General features: G+C 54.6%; 15 protein-coding genes. 3 read left to right on the forward strand and 12 right to left on the reverse strand.

Annotated elements, in window-relative coordinates; all coding sequences use genetic code 11:
- Positions 1-207: 207 nt before the first annotated feature.
- The 3 genes from AUQ41_RS08055 to AUQ41_RS08065 all read right to left on the reverse strand — a co-directional run bounded on the left by AUQ41_RS08055 (position 208) and on the right by AUQ41_RS08065 (position 5,285).
- Complete coding sequence (locus tag AUQ41_RS08055) at positions 208-3,417, reverse strand: efflux RND transporter permease subunit (RefSeq protein WP_063087651.1); 3,210 nt, start codon at positions 3,415-3,417, stop codon at positions 208-210.
- Between the two features lie 23 nt (positions 3,418-3,440).
- Positions 3,441-4,616 (reverse strand): efflux RND transporter periplasmic adaptor subunit, encoded by a 1,176-nt coding sequence (locus AUQ41_RS08060; protein WP_063087653.1) that lies wholly within the window; start codon positions 4,614-4,616, stop codon positions 3,441-3,443.
- A gap of 84 nt (positions 4,617-4,700) precedes the next feature.
- Entirely contained in the window at positions 4,701-5,285 is a 585-nt protein-coding gene (locus AUQ41_RS08065) for a PadR family transcriptional regulator (protein ID WP_063087656.1), read from the reverse strand.
- Between the two features lie 398 nt (positions 5,286-5,683).
- Here AUQ41_RS08065 and AUQ41_RS08070 point away from each other — a divergent pair, with 398 nt between their 5' ends.
- The gene (locus AUQ41_RS08070; protein ID WP_063087658.1) at positions 5,684-6,979 is read left to right on the forward strand and encodes an AraC family transcriptional regulator; all 1,296 of its coding nucleotides are present in this window, start codon (positions 5,684-5,686) and stop codon (positions 6,977-6,979) included.
- A 39-nt stretch (positions 6,980-7,018) separates the two neighbouring features.
- Positions 7,019-7,690 carry an isoprenylcysteine carboxylmethyltransferase family protein gene (locus tag AUQ41_RS08075; protein ID WP_063087660.1) on the forward strand — a complete coding sequence of 224 codons (672 nt, stop codon included), beginning with the start codon at positions 7,019-7,021 and terminating at the stop codon, positions 7,688-7,690.
- Positions 7,691-7,791: 101 nt separating this feature from the next.
- On the opposite strand, the gene AUQ41_RS08080 is transcribed toward AUQ41_RS08075, so the two are convergent.
- The 7 genes from AUQ41_RS08080 to AUQ41_RS08110 form a co-directional block, all read right to left on the reverse strand.
- Entirely contained in the window at positions 7,792-8,124 is a 333-nt protein-coding gene (locus AUQ41_RS08080) for a hypothetical protein (RefSeq protein WP_063088028.1), read from the reverse strand.
- 331 nt (positions 8,125-8,455) lie between these two features.
- Positions 8,456-8,737 carry a hypothetical protein gene (locus AUQ41_RS08085; RefSeq protein WP_040823372.1) on the reverse strand — a complete coding sequence of 94 codons (282 nt, stop codon included), beginning with the start codon at positions 8,735-8,737 and terminating at the stop codon, positions 8,456-8,458.
- Positions 8,738-9,186: 449 nt separating this feature from the next.
- Complete coding sequence (queE, locus tag AUQ41_RS08090) at positions 9,187-9,969, reverse strand: 7-carboxy-7-deazaguanine synthase QueE (protein WP_063087662.1); 783 nt, start codon at positions 9,967-9,969, stop codon at positions 9,187-9,189.
- Positions 9,966-10,322: a 6-carboxytetrahydropterin synthase QueD gene (queD, locus tag AUQ41_RS08095; RefSeq protein ID WP_063088030.1), complete on the reverse strand. Its 357-nt coding sequence runs from the start codon at positions 10,320-10,322 to the stop codon at positions 9,966-9,968. Before queD ends, queE begins: the two co-directional genes overlap by 4 nt.
- 154 nt (positions 10,323-10,476) lie before the next feature.
- Positions 10,477-11,214, reverse strand: coding sequence for a 7-cyano-7-deazaguanine synthase QueC (gene queC, locus AUQ41_RS08100; protein ID WP_063087664.1), 738 nt, complete (start codon positions 11,212-11,214; stop codon positions 10,477-10,479).
- 183 nt (positions 11,215-11,397) lie between these two features.
- A complete protein-coding gene (locus tag AUQ41_RS08105; RefSeq protein ID WP_063087666.1) occupies positions 11,398-12,312 on the reverse strand; it encodes a class I SAM-dependent methyltransferase in 915 nt (304 codons plus the stop codon).
- A gap of 140 nt (positions 12,313-12,452) precedes the next feature.
- On the reverse strand, positions 12,453-13,787 hold the full coding sequence (locus AUQ41_RS08110; RefSeq protein WP_063087668.1) for a flagellin: 1,335 nt from the start codon (positions 13,785-13,787) through the stop codon (positions 12,453-12,455).
- 302 nt (positions 13,788-14,089) lie between these two features.
- Here AUQ41_RS08110 and AUQ41_RS08115 point away from each other — a divergent pair, with 302 nt between their 5' ends.
- The gene (locus AUQ41_RS08115; protein ID WP_063087670.1) at positions 14,090-15,559 is read left to right on the forward strand and encodes a hypothetical protein; all 1,470 of its coding nucleotides are present in this window, start codon (positions 14,090-14,092) and stop codon (positions 15,557-15,559) included.
- Between the two features lie 196 nt (positions 15,560-15,755).
- Here the strand turns inward: AUQ41_RS08115 and AUQ41_RS08120 are convergent, their stop codons facing one another.
- Together AUQ41_RS08120 and AUQ41_RS08125 are read right to left on the reverse strand one after the other, a co-directional pair.
- A complete protein-coding gene (locus tag AUQ41_RS08120; protein ID WP_063087672.1) occupies positions 15,756-16,346 on the reverse strand; it encodes an HNH endonuclease in 591 nt (196 codons plus the stop codon).
- Complete coding sequence (locus tag AUQ41_RS08125; protein WP_063087674.1) at positions 16,347-17,306, reverse strand: DNA cytosine methyltransferase; 960 nt, start codon at positions 17,304-17,306, stop codon at positions 16,347-16,349. It abuts the gene before it with no gap.
- Positions 17,307-17,547: the final 241 nt, after the last annotated feature.

Genomic DNA, 17,547 nt, shown 5'->3' on the forward strand with positions numbered 1-17,547 from the left:
GTGTATTCCGGCCTTCGCAGACTTAGAAAGAGGCGAAAAATTAAATGATTAAGATGTTTGAATGCAAAAGGTTACATCGCAATTAAACCACACGGTTTTGATTGCCGGCTTGAAGAAAAAAGTAACCGGCCCCCGGGGAGGGGGCCGGTATAACCGCACGGCGGGGTCGGGGGAAAAGTCGCGCGGCTATTGGGTTAAAGGGATCGATTATGCAGTCGGGCCTGACGGCTTTGTCCTGTTACGTCCGAACCGCGAGGAGACAAGCGATTTCAGTCGATTGCCAACTGATGTCTTGCGCAGACGGTTGGCAATCTTGTGGCGCATCATCAGCGCACAAGGCGTAAAGATCAGGGTCAAGGCCGTTGCAAAGGCCAAACCAAACGCGATCGAGGTTGAAAGCTGTACCCACCACTGGGTGGATGGTGCCCCGACCGTGACCTCACGCGACGTGAAGTCGATATTGATCTGCATGACCATCGGCACCAGACCAAGAATGGTCGTCACCGTGGTCAGCATCACAGGACGCAGACGCTGCGCACCGGTTTGCAGGATGGCGGCCTCGATGCTGCTGGCGGTGTGTTTGAGCCGGTCAAAGGTATCGATCAACACGATGTTGTTGTTCACAACAATCCCGGCCAGCGCGACAACACCGATGCCGTTCATGACGATCGAGAAAGCCTGCCCGGTGATCATGAGACCAAGGAACACACCTGCCGTCGACATGATGATGGCGATCATGATCAGAAGCGAGCTCGAGATGCTGTTGAACTGGGTGACCAGAATGATGAACATGATGAAAAGGGCCACCGTAAAGGCGTTCATCAGGAAGTCTGCCGATTTCTGCTGTTCTTCATCCTGCCCCTTGAATTCGACCGATATACGCGGATCGATATCAAGGGTCTGCATCCATGCCTTGACCTCGCCAAGCTTGGTGTCGACCAGAACGCCTTCCTGCACGTCGGCCTTGACGGTCAGGGCGCGGCGGCTGTCAACACGGGTCAGCGTGCCGGTTTTGGGTTTGGGCGTGCGCGTGATGAAGTTCGACATTGGCACCAGACCCTTGTCGGTCACGATCTGCAGGTTTTCGAGCTCGTCGAGGGAGCGATACTTGGCCGGGTAACGCCCGACAATATCGATTTCCTCGGTTGAGTCATCGGGACGATAGGTCGTGAAATTGATCCCGTTGGTCACAAGTTTGACGACATTGCCAATCTGGTTGATATCAGCACCGAATTTCAAAGCCTGGGCGCGGTCGACTGTGTATTCCCAGTCAATGCCCGGGGGCGACTTGCCATCTTCGAAATTGTACATGCCGCCCATTTCCTGAAGACCGTTGACCAGAATGGTCGCCGTTTCATCAAGGAGCTCAGGATAGTATGAGCGAAGCTGGATCTGGATATCCTTGCCTTGCGGCGGACCGGCTTCTTCGGCGCGGACTTCGACGTGAATACCCGCAAGATCGGCCGTATCGGCAAGGATACGTTTTTCAATCTCGCTTGCGGGCGGGCGCATTTGCCAATCGGCATATTCGAGCTGAACAGTGCCGATCACGTCCTCGGATGCCTCGTTGCCACCGGCACCATCGCCGGAACGGGCATATACGGTATCAAACCAGTGTTCGCCTTCGTGACGGGCATCAAGGGCCAGAATGCGGTCCTCGACCTCTTTAAGCAGGGCATCCTGTTCGTAATAGGACAGGTTACCGCGTGCCCGGACCTGAACCACGGCGACTTCGGGTTCAACCGCCGGGAAGAATTCAACACCCTTGCCAAGTTTGCCAAACGCCACCCAGACCGAAATCAGGATGATAAATGCTGCCGGGATCACCAGCCAATAGAAGCGAAGCGATCCGCTAAGGATACGGACATAAAGCCCGGTGCCACCTTTGACCTTGTGGATGTCATCGCCATGATCGGCTGCGATGGCCTCAAGGCTTTCGTTGCTTTCACTGCCCGGTTTGCCAAACCACGCGCCCACGGTCGGCACAAAGATCAGTGCCATGGCAAGCGATGCGGTCAGCGTGAACAGAACCGTAATCGGCAGGAATTTCATGAACTCGCCGACGATATCCGGCCAGAAGGCCAGCGGCAGAAAGGCTGCAAGCGTGGTTGCGGTTGACGCAATAATCGGAAGCGCCATGCGTTTTGCCGCCAGCGGATAGGCCTTGCTGCGATGCAGGCCATCGATCATTTTGCGGTCGGCATATTCAGTCACAACAATCGCGCCATCGACCAGCATCCCGACCGCCAGGATCAGACTGAACAGAACGACGATATTGACCGTCATGCCCAGCGCCCAAAGGATCAGGATCGCGGTCAGGAACGAGCCCGGAATGGCAAGCCCGACCAGAAGACCCGACCGCCAACCCAGCGCCCAGATGACAACCACCATCACCAGCAGGATCGCAAGGATCACGCTGTTCTGAAGATCGGTCAGCATGGTGCGGATGTCAGATGACTTGTCCTGCGAATAGCTGATTGTCAGGTTCGGCGGGAATGCTTCCTGTGCCTCGGCGGTGACCGCCTTGATCGCATCAATGACTTCGATGATGTTTTCGCCGACACGTTTGGATACTTCAATCGCGATGGCCGGTTCGCCGTTAAGGCGCGCAAAGCTTTTTGCGTCCTTGAAGGTCCGGCGCACGTCGCCGATGTCGCGGAACCGAATGACGGAATCGCCATCAACGATCAGCGGCATATCAAGAATGTCATTTATGCTTTCAAACAGGCCGGGTACCTTGATGTTAAAGCGCCCCGTACCGGTATCGATCGCACCGGCCGCCACCAGCGCATTGGAATTGCGCACAAGACTGACGATGTCGATGCCATTCAGGCGATAGGCCTCTATCTTCATCGGGTCGATGATGAATTCGACCAGTTCTTCGCGATCGCCAGCAAGCTTGGCTTCAAGCACCGCAGGCAGGCCTTCGATGGCGTCTTTCAGATCGCGCGCCATGCGCAGAAGCGCACGTTCGGGCACGTCACCCGAAAGGGTTACCACCAGAACCGGGAACAGCGACAGGTTGACCTCGTGGACTTCGGGGTCGTCGGTGTCTTCGGGCAATTCGGATTTGGCGATATCAACGCGTTCGCGCACATCGGCAAGGGCTTCGTCGATATCGACGTCGGAGTAAAATTCAAGCGTTACCGATGCCCCGTCCTGATAGGACTGGGAGCTCATTTCCTTGACACCTTCGATGGATCGCAATTCCTGCTCCATCGGGCGCAAAAGAAGGCGTTCGGCATCTTCCGGTGATACGCCGTCATGATGCATGGTGACATAAAGAACCGGAATTTGAACATCCGGGTCGGCTTCCTTGGGGATGGCGTTATAGCCAACCGAGCCAGCCAGAAGCAGCAGGATCAAAACCAGAATGACGGTGCGCGATCGATTGAGCGCGTGATCAATCAGGGACATTTTTTATCTCCTCATGATACGCGCTATTGCGCGGAGTTTTCCGAAAGGGTCGGGCCGGTATCGTCAGACGCCGTCGAGGGTGCTTCGTCATCCTGCATGATCGGAAGACCATCCTTGTCGGTTTCAAGGTGGACAACCTCAACAGTTGCCCCTTCCTTGACCCAGTCATGGCCGACAACGATCAGTTCAAACGTGTCGGGCAGACCACCGATCCAGATCCGGTCACGATTGCCGCCCTGCAATTCGACAGGCAGGAAGTCTACCTTGTTGCTATCGACAATGGCGCGGACGCCAAGTTCTCCCTCGTCATTGAGCGTCAGGACCGATGGCCTTACCTGATGGGCCCGTTTGATGCCGACCGGAATTTCAAGTTCGGCGGTCATGCCATCAGGAATGCGCAGATCGGGATTATCAATTTCAACCTCGACCCGGAAGGTGCGGGTGTCATTGTCAGATGCGCGGGCTGTATAACGGACAATCCCGTCATGGGTGCTGCCGTCAAACAGGGTGACGCTTGCCAGTTGGCCAAGATCAATCGCGCTGATCGAATGTTCGGGAACATGGGCAATGACCAGCATCGGGTCACCCTGCATCAGGGTTGCGACCCGATCCCCAATCGACAAAAGGTCACCGATCTCGGCCGGGCGTTCTTCGACGATGCCGTCAAACGGGGCGCGAATTTCGGTATTGCCAAGCTCGGTGCGCGCAATCATCAGATCAGCGCGCGCTTCTTCAAGCAAGGCAAGGGCCTGTGCCACACCGGTTTTGGACCGATAGTTCTTTTGCGCCAGACTTTCGGCGGCGGAATGTTCAAGTTCACGCTGTGCGACCAGCGCGCGCGCCTTGGCAACACGGGCCTGACGATCACCGGTATCAAGGCGTACGATCAGATCGCCTTTCTGAACGGCCTGGCCCTTGATCGCGCCAACTTCAATCACGCGTGCTTCGGTCTCGGCGCTGATTTCAACAGAAATGACCGCCTCGGTGCGGCCTGTGATGCGCAAATGATCGACGTGATCCACAGCGTGGCTGGTAATGGTGCGCACACTCGCCGTTGTTTTGGCGGCCTTGTTTTCAGTGGTCGCATCTGAGGCTCTGGTCTGTTCCGTCGTCTCATCACCACCCGTCAAATAGGCGCTGCCGATCCATATAACGGTCCCAACGACCAAAAGAATGGCGATCAGGCGTGAAGCATTCATTGTTCTGTTCCCTCAAATATTCCGCTAGCGGAATGCGTCAGTGGCTCTGTTGGGCACGTCTTGCGCACAGCGTTCGGTTGCGTCCTAGGACTTGTTGGCCTTGCGCGCCTTTAACTCATCAAGCAGGCCCTGCTTGTTTTCGCGAATAAACTTCAGCGTCGCATTGCACATGGCCTGCCCCAGTCCGGCAACGAAACAGCATCCCGGTCTGAGTTCGCCGTTTTCATCGCGGGCATTTGATTTTTGATGCGCCGGTTTGTCGGTATTTTCCGGATCAATCTGTTGGCTCATCAATTCATGACGGGCGGCAAATTCATCAATCAGCGCCTCGGTCAGCTCAATCGGCATTTCTTCGGCAAATGTCAGCATGAACAAAATGTCGGAACGATAACGATCCTCGGCCGGTCTGGTCTGCAACAACGTGCGCAGGAATGTGCGACGTCCTTCGGATGTCAGCTGATAGATCTTCTTGTCCGGTCTGTTTTCCTGTTCATGTTCAACAAATGTCACCAGACCGTCCTGAGTCAGTTTGGTCAGGGCCGGATAGATCGAACCAAGGGACGCGATTTGAAAATGGCTGAACGTGCCATCTTCAAACATCTTGCGGATTTCATATCCTGTTGCCTCGCCGCCCATCAGGGCACCCAGACATAAAGTACGTACGTCCATCTTGTGTTCTGTATCCTTATTTACGCATCCGGGACTGAGTATGCCGCGGCGGGGGAAGGTGCCAAAGCGACTATATCAATCCGATATATATCGAACTATCATATATCAATTCGATATAGTCAAATAAATATGATGGAACCTTTTGTGACAGCCCTTCAATCTGGACGAAGCATGTTTGGTTTGTGTTACAACATGATTGTTGTGATGATCGGCCACAGGGTCGGGGTATCTGTGGCCATCGGGTGATCACTTTCGCAAACTCGATCCCGGGCGGCGTCCGCCTGTGCATAATCGGACGCCGATAGTGTCCGATTGTGTCTATTGAAACGATATAGTCGATCGGGCCGGACATTGTTCGCCGCCTGAAGAGCCATCTGAAAAATCAGGAGTACGCCGGAATGACCGGTTGGACGCATTATGTAAGTGTTGTGGTCGCAGCCGTTGGCGTGGTGCAGGCGGTGTTCCTGTGTCTGATCCTGCGGTCCGAAGGTTCGCGTGCCTTTGGGGCCAACAGATGGATGATGCTGTTTATTGCCGGTGTTGCGCTTAACCTGATCGAAGATGTCGCCGATCCGCTCGTGTCGGCCGATTTTAACGGCTTCTTTGAGTTGCTTTTCAAACCAATCAATTTCGCCATTGGGCCGGCAATCTATCTGTATTTTCGTGAAATTTCAGGCAATCCGTCCCGCCGTCCGTGGGGGCATTTTGTTTTGCTGCTGGTGGTGTTTAACCTGACTGCCTGGGTTGTAATCCATGGCGGCGGCGGCGCGGTTCTTGGCAGCGGCGCATATACCACAGGTGAACTGGTCGAAGCTTTTTGCTGGGTGGCGATCTTTGTGCAGATCGCGATTTATCTGGTGCTGTTGTGGCGCATTGCATGGCGCTATCAGCGCCAAGCCGAAGAACAGCTTGGCGCGGATCGCAAGGTGATGCAGCGCTGGATCTGTGTTGTGCTGGGCGGGCTGACATTCGTTTTCATCACGGTTGCCGTTGGGAAGATCGTTGGTCTTTACCTGCCAGAAAACCCGGAACTGTTTGGCAGCGAGATCGCCCTGGTACTGGTTCTGTTCGCCATGAGCTATGAAATTGCAACTCAGCCAGCGCTGTTTGTGATGCCCGATTGGCCATCCGACGATATGTCCGATGACGCAGATGAAGCAGACGAATTGCAGAGCGAACGCGCTGCTTCAACAGATGGAAATTTGCCCCCGAAAGCACCCGTGGTCGATGATGGCGCGCCGGATGCTGTTGCCCCGCGTCCGTTGCTTGATCCCGATGGTGTCGACCGGGCGTTAGCACGCCTTAAAGACATTCAGGCGCGGGGGGATATTCTGCTGGACCCGCTGGTGTCCTTGCCGAAACTGGCGCGTGCGGTTGGCATAACACCCAATCAGCTGTCCTATGTGCTTAATCATCATGTCGGCAAAAGCTTCTTTGATTTCGTCAATGCCGCGCGTATCCGTGAAGCACGGTCCGTTCTGGTGCTTGAACCCGATCGTACCATTCTTGATATCGCGCTAAGTGTCGGGTTCAATTCGAAATCGACCTTTAATCTGGCCTTCAAGAAAATCACGGGTGAAACACCCAGTGCGGTTCGCGAGGCAGCAAGGCGGGAAGTGTTGTCCGCGTCGGTGACGTCCGAACCGCCAATTGCAGGACCGGATCAACAGCATTGGACGCCAAAGATTGGGTGATCGCGGATGCTGTGGCCTCTTTTTCCCAAGGGGGCATACATGCTGCAACCACGCTTTATCATTCAACCCAGTTTAAATTCTGCAACAGACGCGCACGCGGCAAAAGATCTACAGCGCATTCAGCGCTACCGAAAATGGACGCTTCGCGTCGGTGTTGTGCTGCTTTTGGCATTGGTTTGTTTTACCCGCGCGGGATTTGATCGCAACAGTGTATGGCACCACGCTATCCAGGTTATAGGAATGATGGCGATCATGGTCTGCATCGTGGGGCGGGGGTGGTGTTCGCTGTATATTGGCGGGCGCAAAAAGACCGAATTGGTGACGTCCGGCCCTTATTCGATGTGTCGAAACCCGCTTTATGTTTTCAGCTTCATCGGTGCATTTGGTGCTGGTGCCCAGACCGGCAGTATTGCCATCGGGCTGGTATCGGCTGTTTTGTGCTGGGCGGTGTTCCGGCATGTGGTGCTGCGCGAGGAAGCCATGCTGGCGGAACGGTTTGGCCGGGCATTCAAACGCTATGTGAATACGGTTCCGCGTTTTCGCCCGACATGGTTCCGCTGGCGTGACGAGAAAGAGATTTTGTGCCGACCGGCCCTGTTTTTGGCCACCACCCGCGATGCGATGTGGTTCTGGATTGCCATTCCGGTGTTGGAAGGTGTCAAAATCCTGCAAGATCATGGGTGGCTGACACCGGTATTCTGGTTGCCATAAATCCATGATCCTATGCAGGGCAGAGATGTTGGGACGCGATCAGTTGATAACGTGCTCTGCCCGGATTGCTTTATGCTGCGACCTTTCGGCTTGGCATGCCGTCAGGCGGCAGCGTTATCCGTTGGCCTGCCGCCAAAGGATTTGATCATTTGATTGCGTTCATCTTCACGCAACGGATCGGAATCAAGGGCAAGGGCGGCTTCAAGCACCTGCGGTTCGACCATCAGGACGTCGATGCCATCCTTCATGTCCTCCTTCGCCCAGAGATGGACATGACATTCCAGCTTGATGTAGCTGCGCATTGCAGCATCGGGATCAAGCTTTTCAAGGGTGTCGACTTCATACTCGCCAGGCGAAAGCAACCCGGGATGACCGGGCAAGTGGAACGGATGAAAGAACGTCACCGTACGATGGGTTGTGCGGGTTATGCTCATGATCATGGCTCCTTCGAGCATCCGGAAGATGACCTTGAAGGTGCGGATCTGATTTTGTTTTGAGTGTTCGCCCCTTTGGGGCGGCTTAAGATCCGCAATCCCCGATCTCTTCGGGTCATTCGGTAAAGCGCTGATACCTGTGTCATATGCTCGGGACGCACAGGCATCATTGGTCAGGCGCCAAGTGTGTCACCCTGCCTGCGAACAGGCACGGTGTATACATTATATATGGGGGTTTTCGGCCAAAACACAACGTTCCGCACAAATACGTGCGCCATCCAGGTTTGAAAAACGCGGGATAAAATGCGGCGGATTTCAAAGGAAGGCTGGCTCAATGATGTTCGGGGCGGTCCGGATCTGCATCGCGTGTCAGGGCAATATCAAGATCAACCGGCTTGATGGAAAGAATTCGATCAACCATCATGCCGTTATGTTTGTATTTCAGATGCAAATCGGTCGACACCCTGCGATAAGCCGTAATCGAAACACCTTCGATCAGTTCTTCGGTGGTATCGACGACATAGCTTCCCGGTGGAAACAGATCGCTATGTCCGCGCAAGTGAAACGGATGAGCAAAGGTCACGGTTTTGTGCGTCATCCTGCTGTGCTGCATGGCACCAGCCCCTTATGAAGCGGGAAACGGGCGTTTCCTGCTTGTTCATGATTTTCGGTAAGTTCGACCAGGAAAGGCGATGGCGGAGGATAACCTCCGCCAGCATGGTATCAGTCATTCGCGCCTTGATGCGCGGTCGGTTTGGTTTCGGCAGGGGAATTTTCGGGCTTTGGCTTTGCGGCAGGGGCCGACGCGTTATCTGACGATTTTGCATCCGGCTTCGAGCCCGCTTTTCCCTGGCTTGTCGAAAAACTGCGAAATGACATGATGTGATCTTTCTATTTGCCGGCGCAAAGCGCGCCCGCTAATGGGGAAGTGGTGCGCGTGCGGGCAAATAGCAAACATGCCAAACAGCCTGTAACGGCTCATCTGGCGCAATCGTGCGGGAAAGGCTCGCTTATTTCGGATAAAATATATTTTGTCGTCACTGGCATAGTGCCGGGGCGGGCTCACACCCCGCGCAGATTGCCCCACACATGCACATGCCACTGCGGCAGCACGCGCACATCAAACCATTTGCGCTTTGCCACTTCATCGACCAGCCAGCGATACCGTTCGGTCAGGCCGTCGATATCAACACCGTCTGCGCCATCCGGATGCGGTTCCGCGGGCGTTGTGTTGACCGGCTGTAAACAGACCGGAATGCCAATGTGAAGGTTCCTCACATAATCGGCAAACATCAGGTCGGCGGCATCGCGCACCGGGAATTTCAAGGTAATGGCCGGACCATTCAGAATGCCATCGGACTGGGCTGCTTCGATACAGGCCTGCAATGCATCCTTATCGAAACTGGTCGAAGAGCTTGGCGGCTTTGGGCTGATCGTCAGGAAATTGAGGTCGGCAAACCAGTCCTTGGCGATGCTGCCCTGGGTTTCAATCGCAAAGGTAAAACCTTCGTCCTTGCCCATGGCGATCAGATCCCCCAACGGCTGGATCGCCGGATTGCCGCCCGAAAGCGTAATCAGTATCGGCTTGCCACCGGAAAGCTTTTTGACCGCATCCAGAACCTCGGTCGCGGACATCGGTTTCCAGTCAGCGCGAAAGGCCGGATCAACCGCATAAAGCGTGTCGCACCACGAACAGCGGAAATCACAGCCCCCGGTGCGGACAAACACCGTCGGCATGCCAATCAGCGCACCTTCGCCCTGCACGGTCGGGCCAAAGATTTCCGAAATGCGGATTTTACCGCGCGCATCGTGAAGGTCGGCAAGTTTGGGATCGTGCACCGTCATGGACGATATTCCGCCCAGGTTTTCGGCGTTTCTGACACGCGCACGGCCGATACTTCCGGCCAGCGATCATGCGCCCATTCATAAAAGAACAGCGCAAGCCGTTCAGCGGTCGGGTGATCGTGACCAAGAACCTCATTGAGATGCCGGTGATCAAACTCGTCATCGATCAGGCGTTTGAGTGGCCCCAGTTCGCGGTAATCACGCACAAAGCCACGTTGATCAAGGGCGGCACCCTTAAGCTCCACCTCGACAATATAGTTATGGCCATGCAGGCGCGCACACGGGTGATCTTCTTCAAGGCCGCTGAGTTTGTGGCTTGCGGAAAAGGCGAATTGTTTTGTGATGGTGAACATCGGTTTTCTTTCGGTGTCGTCTTGTCTTGCTGAAGGGTGCGCTTGGCCCGGGGTTTCCGCCTTCGCGGGAATGACGGTACGCGTTTGGCAACACAACAGCCAAACGTCATGCCCGCGCAGGCGGGCATCCATACAGCAAGGCAGTTATAAGGAGTTACTCGGCGGCGTCGGTTTCGCCTTCGGCAAACTTGCGCGCGATATGATCGGCGCGGGCCTGTTTCCAGTAATCGCGATCGACATAAACGGTCGGATCCTTGACGCGCGCCAGTTCAAGCGCCTCGCGCCGCTCCACACAGGTACCGCATCGTCCGCAATGGGTTTCCCCGCCCTTGTAACATGACCATGTCAGATCGACCGGCACGCCAAGACGCCCGGCCTCAAGCGCGATGTCGGCCTTGGAGACATTGACAAACGGGGTATAAAGCTTGACGTCCTTGACGCCTTCAAGGGCGTGGTCCTGCATGGTCTGGAACGATTTGATGAAATCGGGACGGCAATCGGGATAGATGAAATGATCCCCGCCATGCACGGCCGCGGCAACCGCATCGGCCCCGGCACTGGCCGCCGCACCAAAGGCAACAGCCAGCATGATCGCATTGCGGTTCGGGACCACGGTGATGCGCATGGTTTCTTCGGCGTAATGGCCATCGGGCACGTCGATATCATCACTGGTAAGCGACGATCCGGTCAAAAGCGCACCGACCGGGGTCAGATCAACGATGTGATGTTTGACACCAAGATTACGCGCCGCACGGGCGGCGAAATCGAGTTCCTTTTTATGGCGCTGGCCATAATCAAACGAAATCAGGGAATGGAGCTTGTGCTCGGCCGCGACCTTATAGGCCAGCGTGACGGAATCCAGCCCGCCAGAGCAGACGACAATCGTCTTCATAATGATCAGTCTTTCGTGTTTTTAACCTGGTGCTACGACAGGGGAAGGATCATCCTTCCAAGGGGGCGGGGTTTGCCATGCCGGTTGCCAAAACGCAAGCACAAATCCACGCATGCGGCCATGCGTGAGGCGCCGGAATGCTTGGGTTTTACACGAAATCAGTGATCAGACGGGGTGGCCGGATCAGGCGCGCTTTGCGCTAAGTACATGAAAACAAATCGGGACCTGAAAATGGCCGTCTTCGATATAGGGGGCCAATGTTTCAAACATTGCCGCATTGATCGCGCCGACTTCCATGTCCGATGATTTGCGCAGGACATTGCCAAACAGCATGTCCATTTGCGGTTTCCAGAACGGGGCGTTTTCGGGAATACGGCCAGCCGGGCTGTGGGTTGTCGCTTCAATCCCGGTAAAGCCTGCTTTCTCAAAGCGCATCATGGATTGATCGGCATCGCCAAAGCAGAATGGGTCGAGCCCGGCGGCATCAAAGCCGATGCCAAGGATGTTGCCAAGAACCGCGTCCATTGCGGCAAACAACGGATTGTCCACAAGCGGCGCCCAGACCATGAACACCGCCTTGCCACCGGGGCGCAGAACGCGGAATGCCTCGCGAAGTGCCTTGTCCGGATCCTCGCAAAACATCACGCCGAAACGGCACGACACCACGTCAAAGCTCTGATCCCCGAACGGCAGTTTTTCCATATTGGCCGGAACGGCCTTGATGTTGGAAATTTCTTCTTCGGCGGCGCGTTCCATCAGGGCATCGCACATGTCAGAAACGATATCGGATGCAGTTACATGCCCCGCAATTCCGGGGATGTTAGCGCTATCATCCGTGCCGCCGCCCAAGGCACGGGCAAAGGAAAAGGCCGGTTCACCCACCCCGGATGCCAGATCAAGCACATCAAGCGGCGCGCCATTACGCAAAGCTGCAAGCCCCGTAAGGTCAGCGGCCTCGATCATGTGGCGATTGATCTTTTCGGCCGCCGGTGCCAGGCGTTCGGCCCAGGTGATCCAGTCGGTCGAAAGGTTTTGCCAGGTTTGGGATGATTTGTCGGCGGCGGTGTCGGATGTGTTGTCGGATGTCGGGGTGGTCATGGCCGATCTGTCTTTCTTTGGGTGTTTAGACGACCATAAACGTAAAAGCCCCACCGGTTAAAGGATGTTTTGCAGTGCGCCAAAGCTGAGAAGCCCCGCGCGGGGCGCGGGGCTTCCTACACTCGCTGAGAGGTGGCTCTTCAACCTGCCAGCAAGCGTATCAGGTTCTGGCGTATTTCGCTCATGCGGGCCATCATCGAGACACTCGATTTGACCAAAAGTTGTTTCGATGCGTAGTTGGTCATTTCCATCGCAACATCGAGATCAAGCAGGCTTGATCGCGCGTCTTTGACATTTTCAAGTGTGGAAGAAAGCCGTTCACGTGCCGCGTCCAGCCAGTTTTGATTGGTGCCGATATTGGCCCGGGCGCGTTGCAGGTCATCCATCGCGCGTGTGACAGCTTCAACAGCACTTTGGGCTTTGGCAGATGTGGCAAGTGCCTTGCTGCCAAGATCATCAAGGCTTTGTTTGGTACCGTTTTTGCCAGTGCCAAGGGCGGCACCATCAACCGCGGTTGTCGGAATTGAAAGTTTGTCGCTTACGGTATTGCCGCCAATCTGGAAATAGATATTGTCCGGCAGTTTGTTGCCCTTATCTTCAAGAACCGAGAATACCGGGCTGGCGCCAAAAATCTGCGCTGTGGTTGAACCATCGGCACCGGCACCATCGGCCCCTTGGGCCAGGGCGTTGGTGATGGTGGTCGCGATATTGAAGTTCAGGTTTACTTTCACACCGACATCCCCGAATTCGAGTGTCTGTGTTTGACCGGCATTAAGTGCCTTGCTGCCACCGGACGCATAATCGGTGACATCGATGCTTTGGGTCCGGTGCGGGCTGGCACCGTCGATTTTTGATATGGCGCTCAGCAGAACGCGGTCGCCGGTCTTGAGTACATCAAAGCGAAGCTGATTATCCGCCGATCCGTTTTCGTTGGCATCACGCGCCCAGTAATTGTCATCGGTGATGGTGAAATTGGAAAAGCCATTGGCAACCGAAAGAACCTCGGCAGAGCCACCGGCATTCAAATCACTGTAGTCAAGGGACACATCACTGGCATCGCCCAGTAGCTGGGTGCCGTTGAAGTTGGTCGTGGCCGCAATGCGATTGATCTCTGCGCGCAGTGTAATGAATTCATCATTTAACAACCCGCGCTCAGCTTCCGACAGGGTTTCCGATGCGGCCTTCACCGCGAGTGTGTTCATGCGCACCAGTACATCGCCGATGGTTGCCATGGCCCCATCGGCAATCTGCAGCATCGAATTGCCCTGACCGATATTGACAATCCCGGCCGTCAGTGCCGAGGCCGTTGAATTCAGCCGTGCCCCGATGGCCATGGACGTTGCATCGTCGCGGGCAGAGACCACACGTTTCCCCGATGACAGCTTGGCAAGCGATCTGTTCGCGGCCTCCTCTGCGCGCGCCAGATTGCGGTGCGCCAGATTGGCCGCGTGGTCGGATATGATATTTAACGCCATAACGCAGTTCCTACCTGAACAAGCAAAGATAAAGGGTGGCGGCGTGGACGACCTCTTCCTGAGATCGGCTGAAGGCAATGTTAATTAGATAAAACTTAAATTGCAATATCTAATATTAGAATCTTCTTAATAGTAAGTATTTGAAAAATATAATAAATATGCCGCCCTACGCGAAAGAGGGGGCTCTCATACGGATGGAAAACAGCCGTTTTGCGGCTGTTAACTTAAACCCGCGATATCGCCCGCCCTCACAGGCATTTTCGCTCCACGTCGACAGGGGACGTAACGCGTGAGGGTGCCCGATGGAGCAAGAAACACAAGAAGGCCTGAACATCTGGCGGTTGGCAGGGTCATCCATCTTGGCCGGATTGACCTGTGTGCTTTATTTCGGGTTTGTGATTACGCTTTTCGCTGGATTTACCGCCGATATTCAGCGCGATTCCCTGCTGCGTGAACTCGGCGTGTCATCGCCTGGCATGTTGGAACGACTGGTCCTGCAAGCCTTCCACGAGGCCGCCTTGCGCGAAGAGGCCGGCATTTTGCGCGATGATATGCGCGCGATTGATACCAGATCCCTTGAAGAAACCCGGAATGGATTGGCCTTGCGCAAGGATGCGATTGCCGCATGGTGGGGCGCGTTTGGCAGCTATTCACGGCTTGGCGCAACCGTTGCCAGCAATCGCGATGCATTTGATCCCGACTTCGCAGGCGCGTTCTTGAGTGCGCTCAATGCAGCGCATCAATTCGTTACAAGCCAGCAAACCGCCATGCCGACCGACGGGCTGTTTGATGCGCCAACCGGCATGGTCGGCGGGGGCGGTACAACCCTTGGCCGCGCGGGATCGCCAATGCTTGATGTGCCCTTCGGGGAAAGCGATGCGGACAGGAAACGTCGCGCAGACGGGATCGAAATCATGACCCGGCTTCACGCCCTGCTTGATCACCCGAAATTCACCGACAAAGCCCCGGAAACCCTGATGGATCGCGCCCGCCAGCAAGTCGACGCGATCCGAAGTTCCATGATCCGGTTTGACGAGAAAAACGCACGCGCCCAGATCGAATGGGCCAATATTCGCGCCGAAAACCAGCACGCCGCAAAGCTCAGAACGAGCTTGCAAAATGAGCTGGCCGAGATCGAGGCAGAGATCAGGCGTCAGGACGAAGAGTTTGGCCAGGACACGGTTTCGCTGGTTGCCCTGTTTCAACACCCCGTAGGCCACATGCTTTCCTATTTGATCCAGTTGCCCACCATCATGCTGACCTTGTTGGTCACAGTTGCGGCGGGCGGATTGGGGGCGGTGGTTGCCTTTACCAGACAGAATTTCGGCCAGCCGCCGACGCCCAAAATGCCGCCCAAAACACCGCCCGATGAAAATGCCACAGATCACAACGCCGCAGATCACAATGCCATGGATCAAAGTGCGACGGAGGCAGTACCTGCGCCGCAGGCGGAAACGACGCCGCGGCTTCAGGGATGGGAACAACTTGGCAAAAGCCTGAAGCCCGCCGCAAGGCTGCTCGTCATGACCGGGGAGGGGGTCGCCGCCGCCATGGCCATCTTCCTGTGTACAGAGGCAGGCGTACTGATGGTCAGTCAGGGCGGACCCGACGGATCAGGTCAAATAGACATCAGCCCGTTTCTTGTGACCTTCATGGCTTTTGTTTCGGGCTTTATGGCGGAGGATGCGTTTGCGCGTATTCAAGCCGCCGGCCAAAAACTGTTTCGGGTTGCTGATGATGGTGATTCCGGTCAGGGTGTTGGGCGCGGATAGACCTTAATAAAATGGAATGCAGAGAAGCTTGCCGCATGTTCCACGCTAATTATTTCAAGTGTTAGATCGCGGCATGTGCGTTCTTGGGTCAGGTTACCCTAGTAAGTAAGCCGACACTTCCTACCAGTGGTACAGGTCGATCTATCCACTAGCGTGTGCTTCAAAAGTAATTATGGGAAGTCGTAAGAAAGATGCGTTATTCTAACCCTGAACTGCTTCTTTTTGCTTGTGTCGGGAATTTCTGGATCAGCCAGTTGAGTAGCTCAAGTTGGTCTTCTGTTGTTGCTCTTCGCACTTGAACTAAAAGGTGTTTTAGATCCGGGCGAATAAGGGCGATGTTTTGAGCACCTTCGTTGCACACTGAACAAATAGCTCTTAGATTGGCCATTTCATCGTTACCACCCTTGCTTTTGTCGATGATATGTCCGATGTGAAGACGCGTTTTCCTTGATTCATCGTATGGATGAGGTTCGCCAGCTACCGCTCCACACATTTGGCAAGTGAAGCCATTTCTGTCTAAAACGAACGCACGGGTTTCTTTAGAGATGGTCCTTGCAAAGGCAGGCCGAGGCTTCGGGTTTTCGAGCAGATACTCGCCTGGTTTCAAGTCACTGCGGTCGTTGTGAGTCAGGATTTGATACCCCTCCTCGTCACGAAGCTCTCGAACTCGCCGGGCCCACTCAGTAATCCCGCCTGCTACGTTGCGTAGCTCTTCGGTTCCCATAACTCGGCCTAAGTTGCTCAAGAAATGTTGTCTAAGCTTTGTGCGAGCACCGACTTTCTTCATTCAGGCAATCCTCAGATCTTTTTCATAACCTGCAGAACTTATTGCCTTGTTGATTTGCAATGCAACAGCTTTTGCAACCGGAGGGGGAAAGGCATTTCCGACTTGTCGGTATGCAGGCGTTTTCTTTCCATAGAATTTCCAGTCTTTGGGGAACCCTTGCAACTGAGCAACCATCGGTACTGTTAATTTAGGCGTGCCCTCAAAATCAGGATGCGGAGGTTCATTGGCGAGGCCTTTACCGTCTACGTTTAGTTCCAACCATGCCCTCTTTGCGCGTGTTGGCCCTAAGTCTGGTCCTCCGTGTTTTTTCGATCCACCTACAATTGTTGGCGCAATTTGATTTGCCTGTTTGCTCCACGCCTTCGCATGAGGCCAACCAAAAGCAGCCATCTCTTTCTCCAGAAGTTCACCAACTGTTGGTGGGCGTTTTGTAACTGGAGTGGGCCACGAAAAATGTTCCCAAAGGTCGTCTTTTAGGGCGACTATTGCAACTCGTGGTCTGAGTTGGGATACGCCAAAATCAGATGCATTTAAAAGGCGCCATTCAGTTCGATATCCTAGATCGCGAAGTTGGGACTTTAAGTCTTCACGATACTCTTCGAATACATTGTCTAGAAATCCTCGCACGTTCTCAAGCATGACAGCTTTGGGTCTGATCTCGGAAACCAGTCTTATCGCTTCAGGGAAGAGATCACGCTCGTCACTCTTACCTAGTTGTTTTCCTGCTTTCGAGAATGGCGGGCACGGAACCCCACCAGCCAACAAATCAGCTCCCTGAAAAGGGATGCCGTCAAATTTGGCAAGGTCACCTTCAATTACGTTCCAATTTGGTCGATTTAATCGGAGGGTCGAGCAAGCGTGGGAGTCTATCTCAACCAGAGCAAGTGGCTCAAAGCCAGCACTTTCAAGGCCTAGTGCTTGCCCGCCAGCTCCAGCGCAAATCTCAACACACGTTTTCATATTTCAACACAGACATCAGATAAAGGATAAGAACAAAACATAAACAAAGGTGCCTTGTTTCACAAGCTTTTATTCGAGCATGAGGAGATAGTATTGCAGGGTGGCTCTTCCGAATAAATAGACAATCGATCTACTGGGATTTGGTCCGATAAGGCACGCTAATTTTTCCCTCAGTACGGGAGCAAATCGGTGTGATTTTTACCGAGGTTTTCCCTACCCTGAAAAGCAGCTCAGCAAATTA

Origin of the sequence: Thalassospira sp. MCCC 1A02898, from assembly GCF_001618185.1 — a bacterium.
Lineage (GTDB): Bacteria > Pseudomonadota > Alphaproteobacteria > Rhodospirillales > Thalassospiraceae > Thalassospira > Thalassospira tepidiphila.

Coding starts and splice junctions, on each gene's coding strand:
- AUQ41_RS08055 (WP_063087651.1), bottom strand. CDS start 3,417: ATGTCCCTGATTGATCACGCGCTCAATCGATCGCGCACCGTCATTCTG.
- AUQ41_RS08060 (WP_063087653.1), bottom strand. CDS start 4,616: ATGAATGCTTCACGCCTGATCGCCATTCTTTTGGTCGTTGGGACCGTT.
- AUQ41_RS08065 (WP_063087656.1), bottom strand. CDS start 5,285: ATGGACGTACGTACTTTATGTCTGGGTGCCCTGATGGGCGGCGAGGCA.
- AUQ41_RS08070 (WP_063087658.1), top strand. CDS start 5,684: ATGACCGGTTGGACGCATTATGTAAGTGTTGTGGTCGCAGCCGTTGGC.
- AUQ41_RS08075 (WP_063087660.1), top strand. CDS start 7,019: ATGCTGCAACCACGCTTTATCATTCAACCCAGTTTAAATTCTGCAACA.
- AUQ41_RS08080 (WP_063088028.1), bottom strand. CDS start 8,124: ATGAGCATAACCCGCACAACCCATCGTACGGTGACGTTCTTTCATCCG.
- AUQ41_RS08085 (WP_040823372.1), bottom strand. CDS start 8,737: ATGCAGCACAGCAGGATGACGCACAAAACCGTGACCTTTGCTCATCCG.
- queE (WP_063087662.1), bottom strand. CDS start 9,969: ATGACGGTGCACGATCCCAAACTTGCCGACCTTCACGATGCGCGCGGT.
- queD (WP_063088030.1), bottom strand. CDS start 10,322: ATGTTCACCATCACAAAACAATTCGCCTTTTCCGCAAGCCACAAACTC.
- queC (WP_063087664.1), bottom strand. CDS start 11,214: ATGAAGACGATTGTCGTCTGCTCTGGCGGGCTGGATTCCGTCACGCTG.
- AUQ41_RS08105 (WP_063087666.1), bottom strand. CDS start 12,312: ATGACCACCCCGACATCCGACAACACATCCGACACCGCCGCCGACAAA.
- AUQ41_RS08110 (WP_063087668.1), bottom strand. CDS start 13,787: ATGGCGTTAAATATCATATCCGACCACGCGGCCAATCTGGCGCACCGC.
- AUQ41_RS08115 (WP_063087670.1), top strand. CDS start 14,090: ATGGAGCAAGAAACACAAGAAGGCCTGAACATCTGGCGGTTGGCAGGG.
- AUQ41_RS08120 (WP_063087672.1), bottom strand. CDS start 16,346: ATGAAGAAAGTCGGTGCTCGCACAAAGCTTAGACAACATTTCTTGAGC.
- AUQ41_RS08125 (WP_063087674.1), bottom strand. CDS start 17,306: ATGAAAACGTGTGTTGAGATTTGCGCTGGAGCTGGCGGGCAAGCACTA.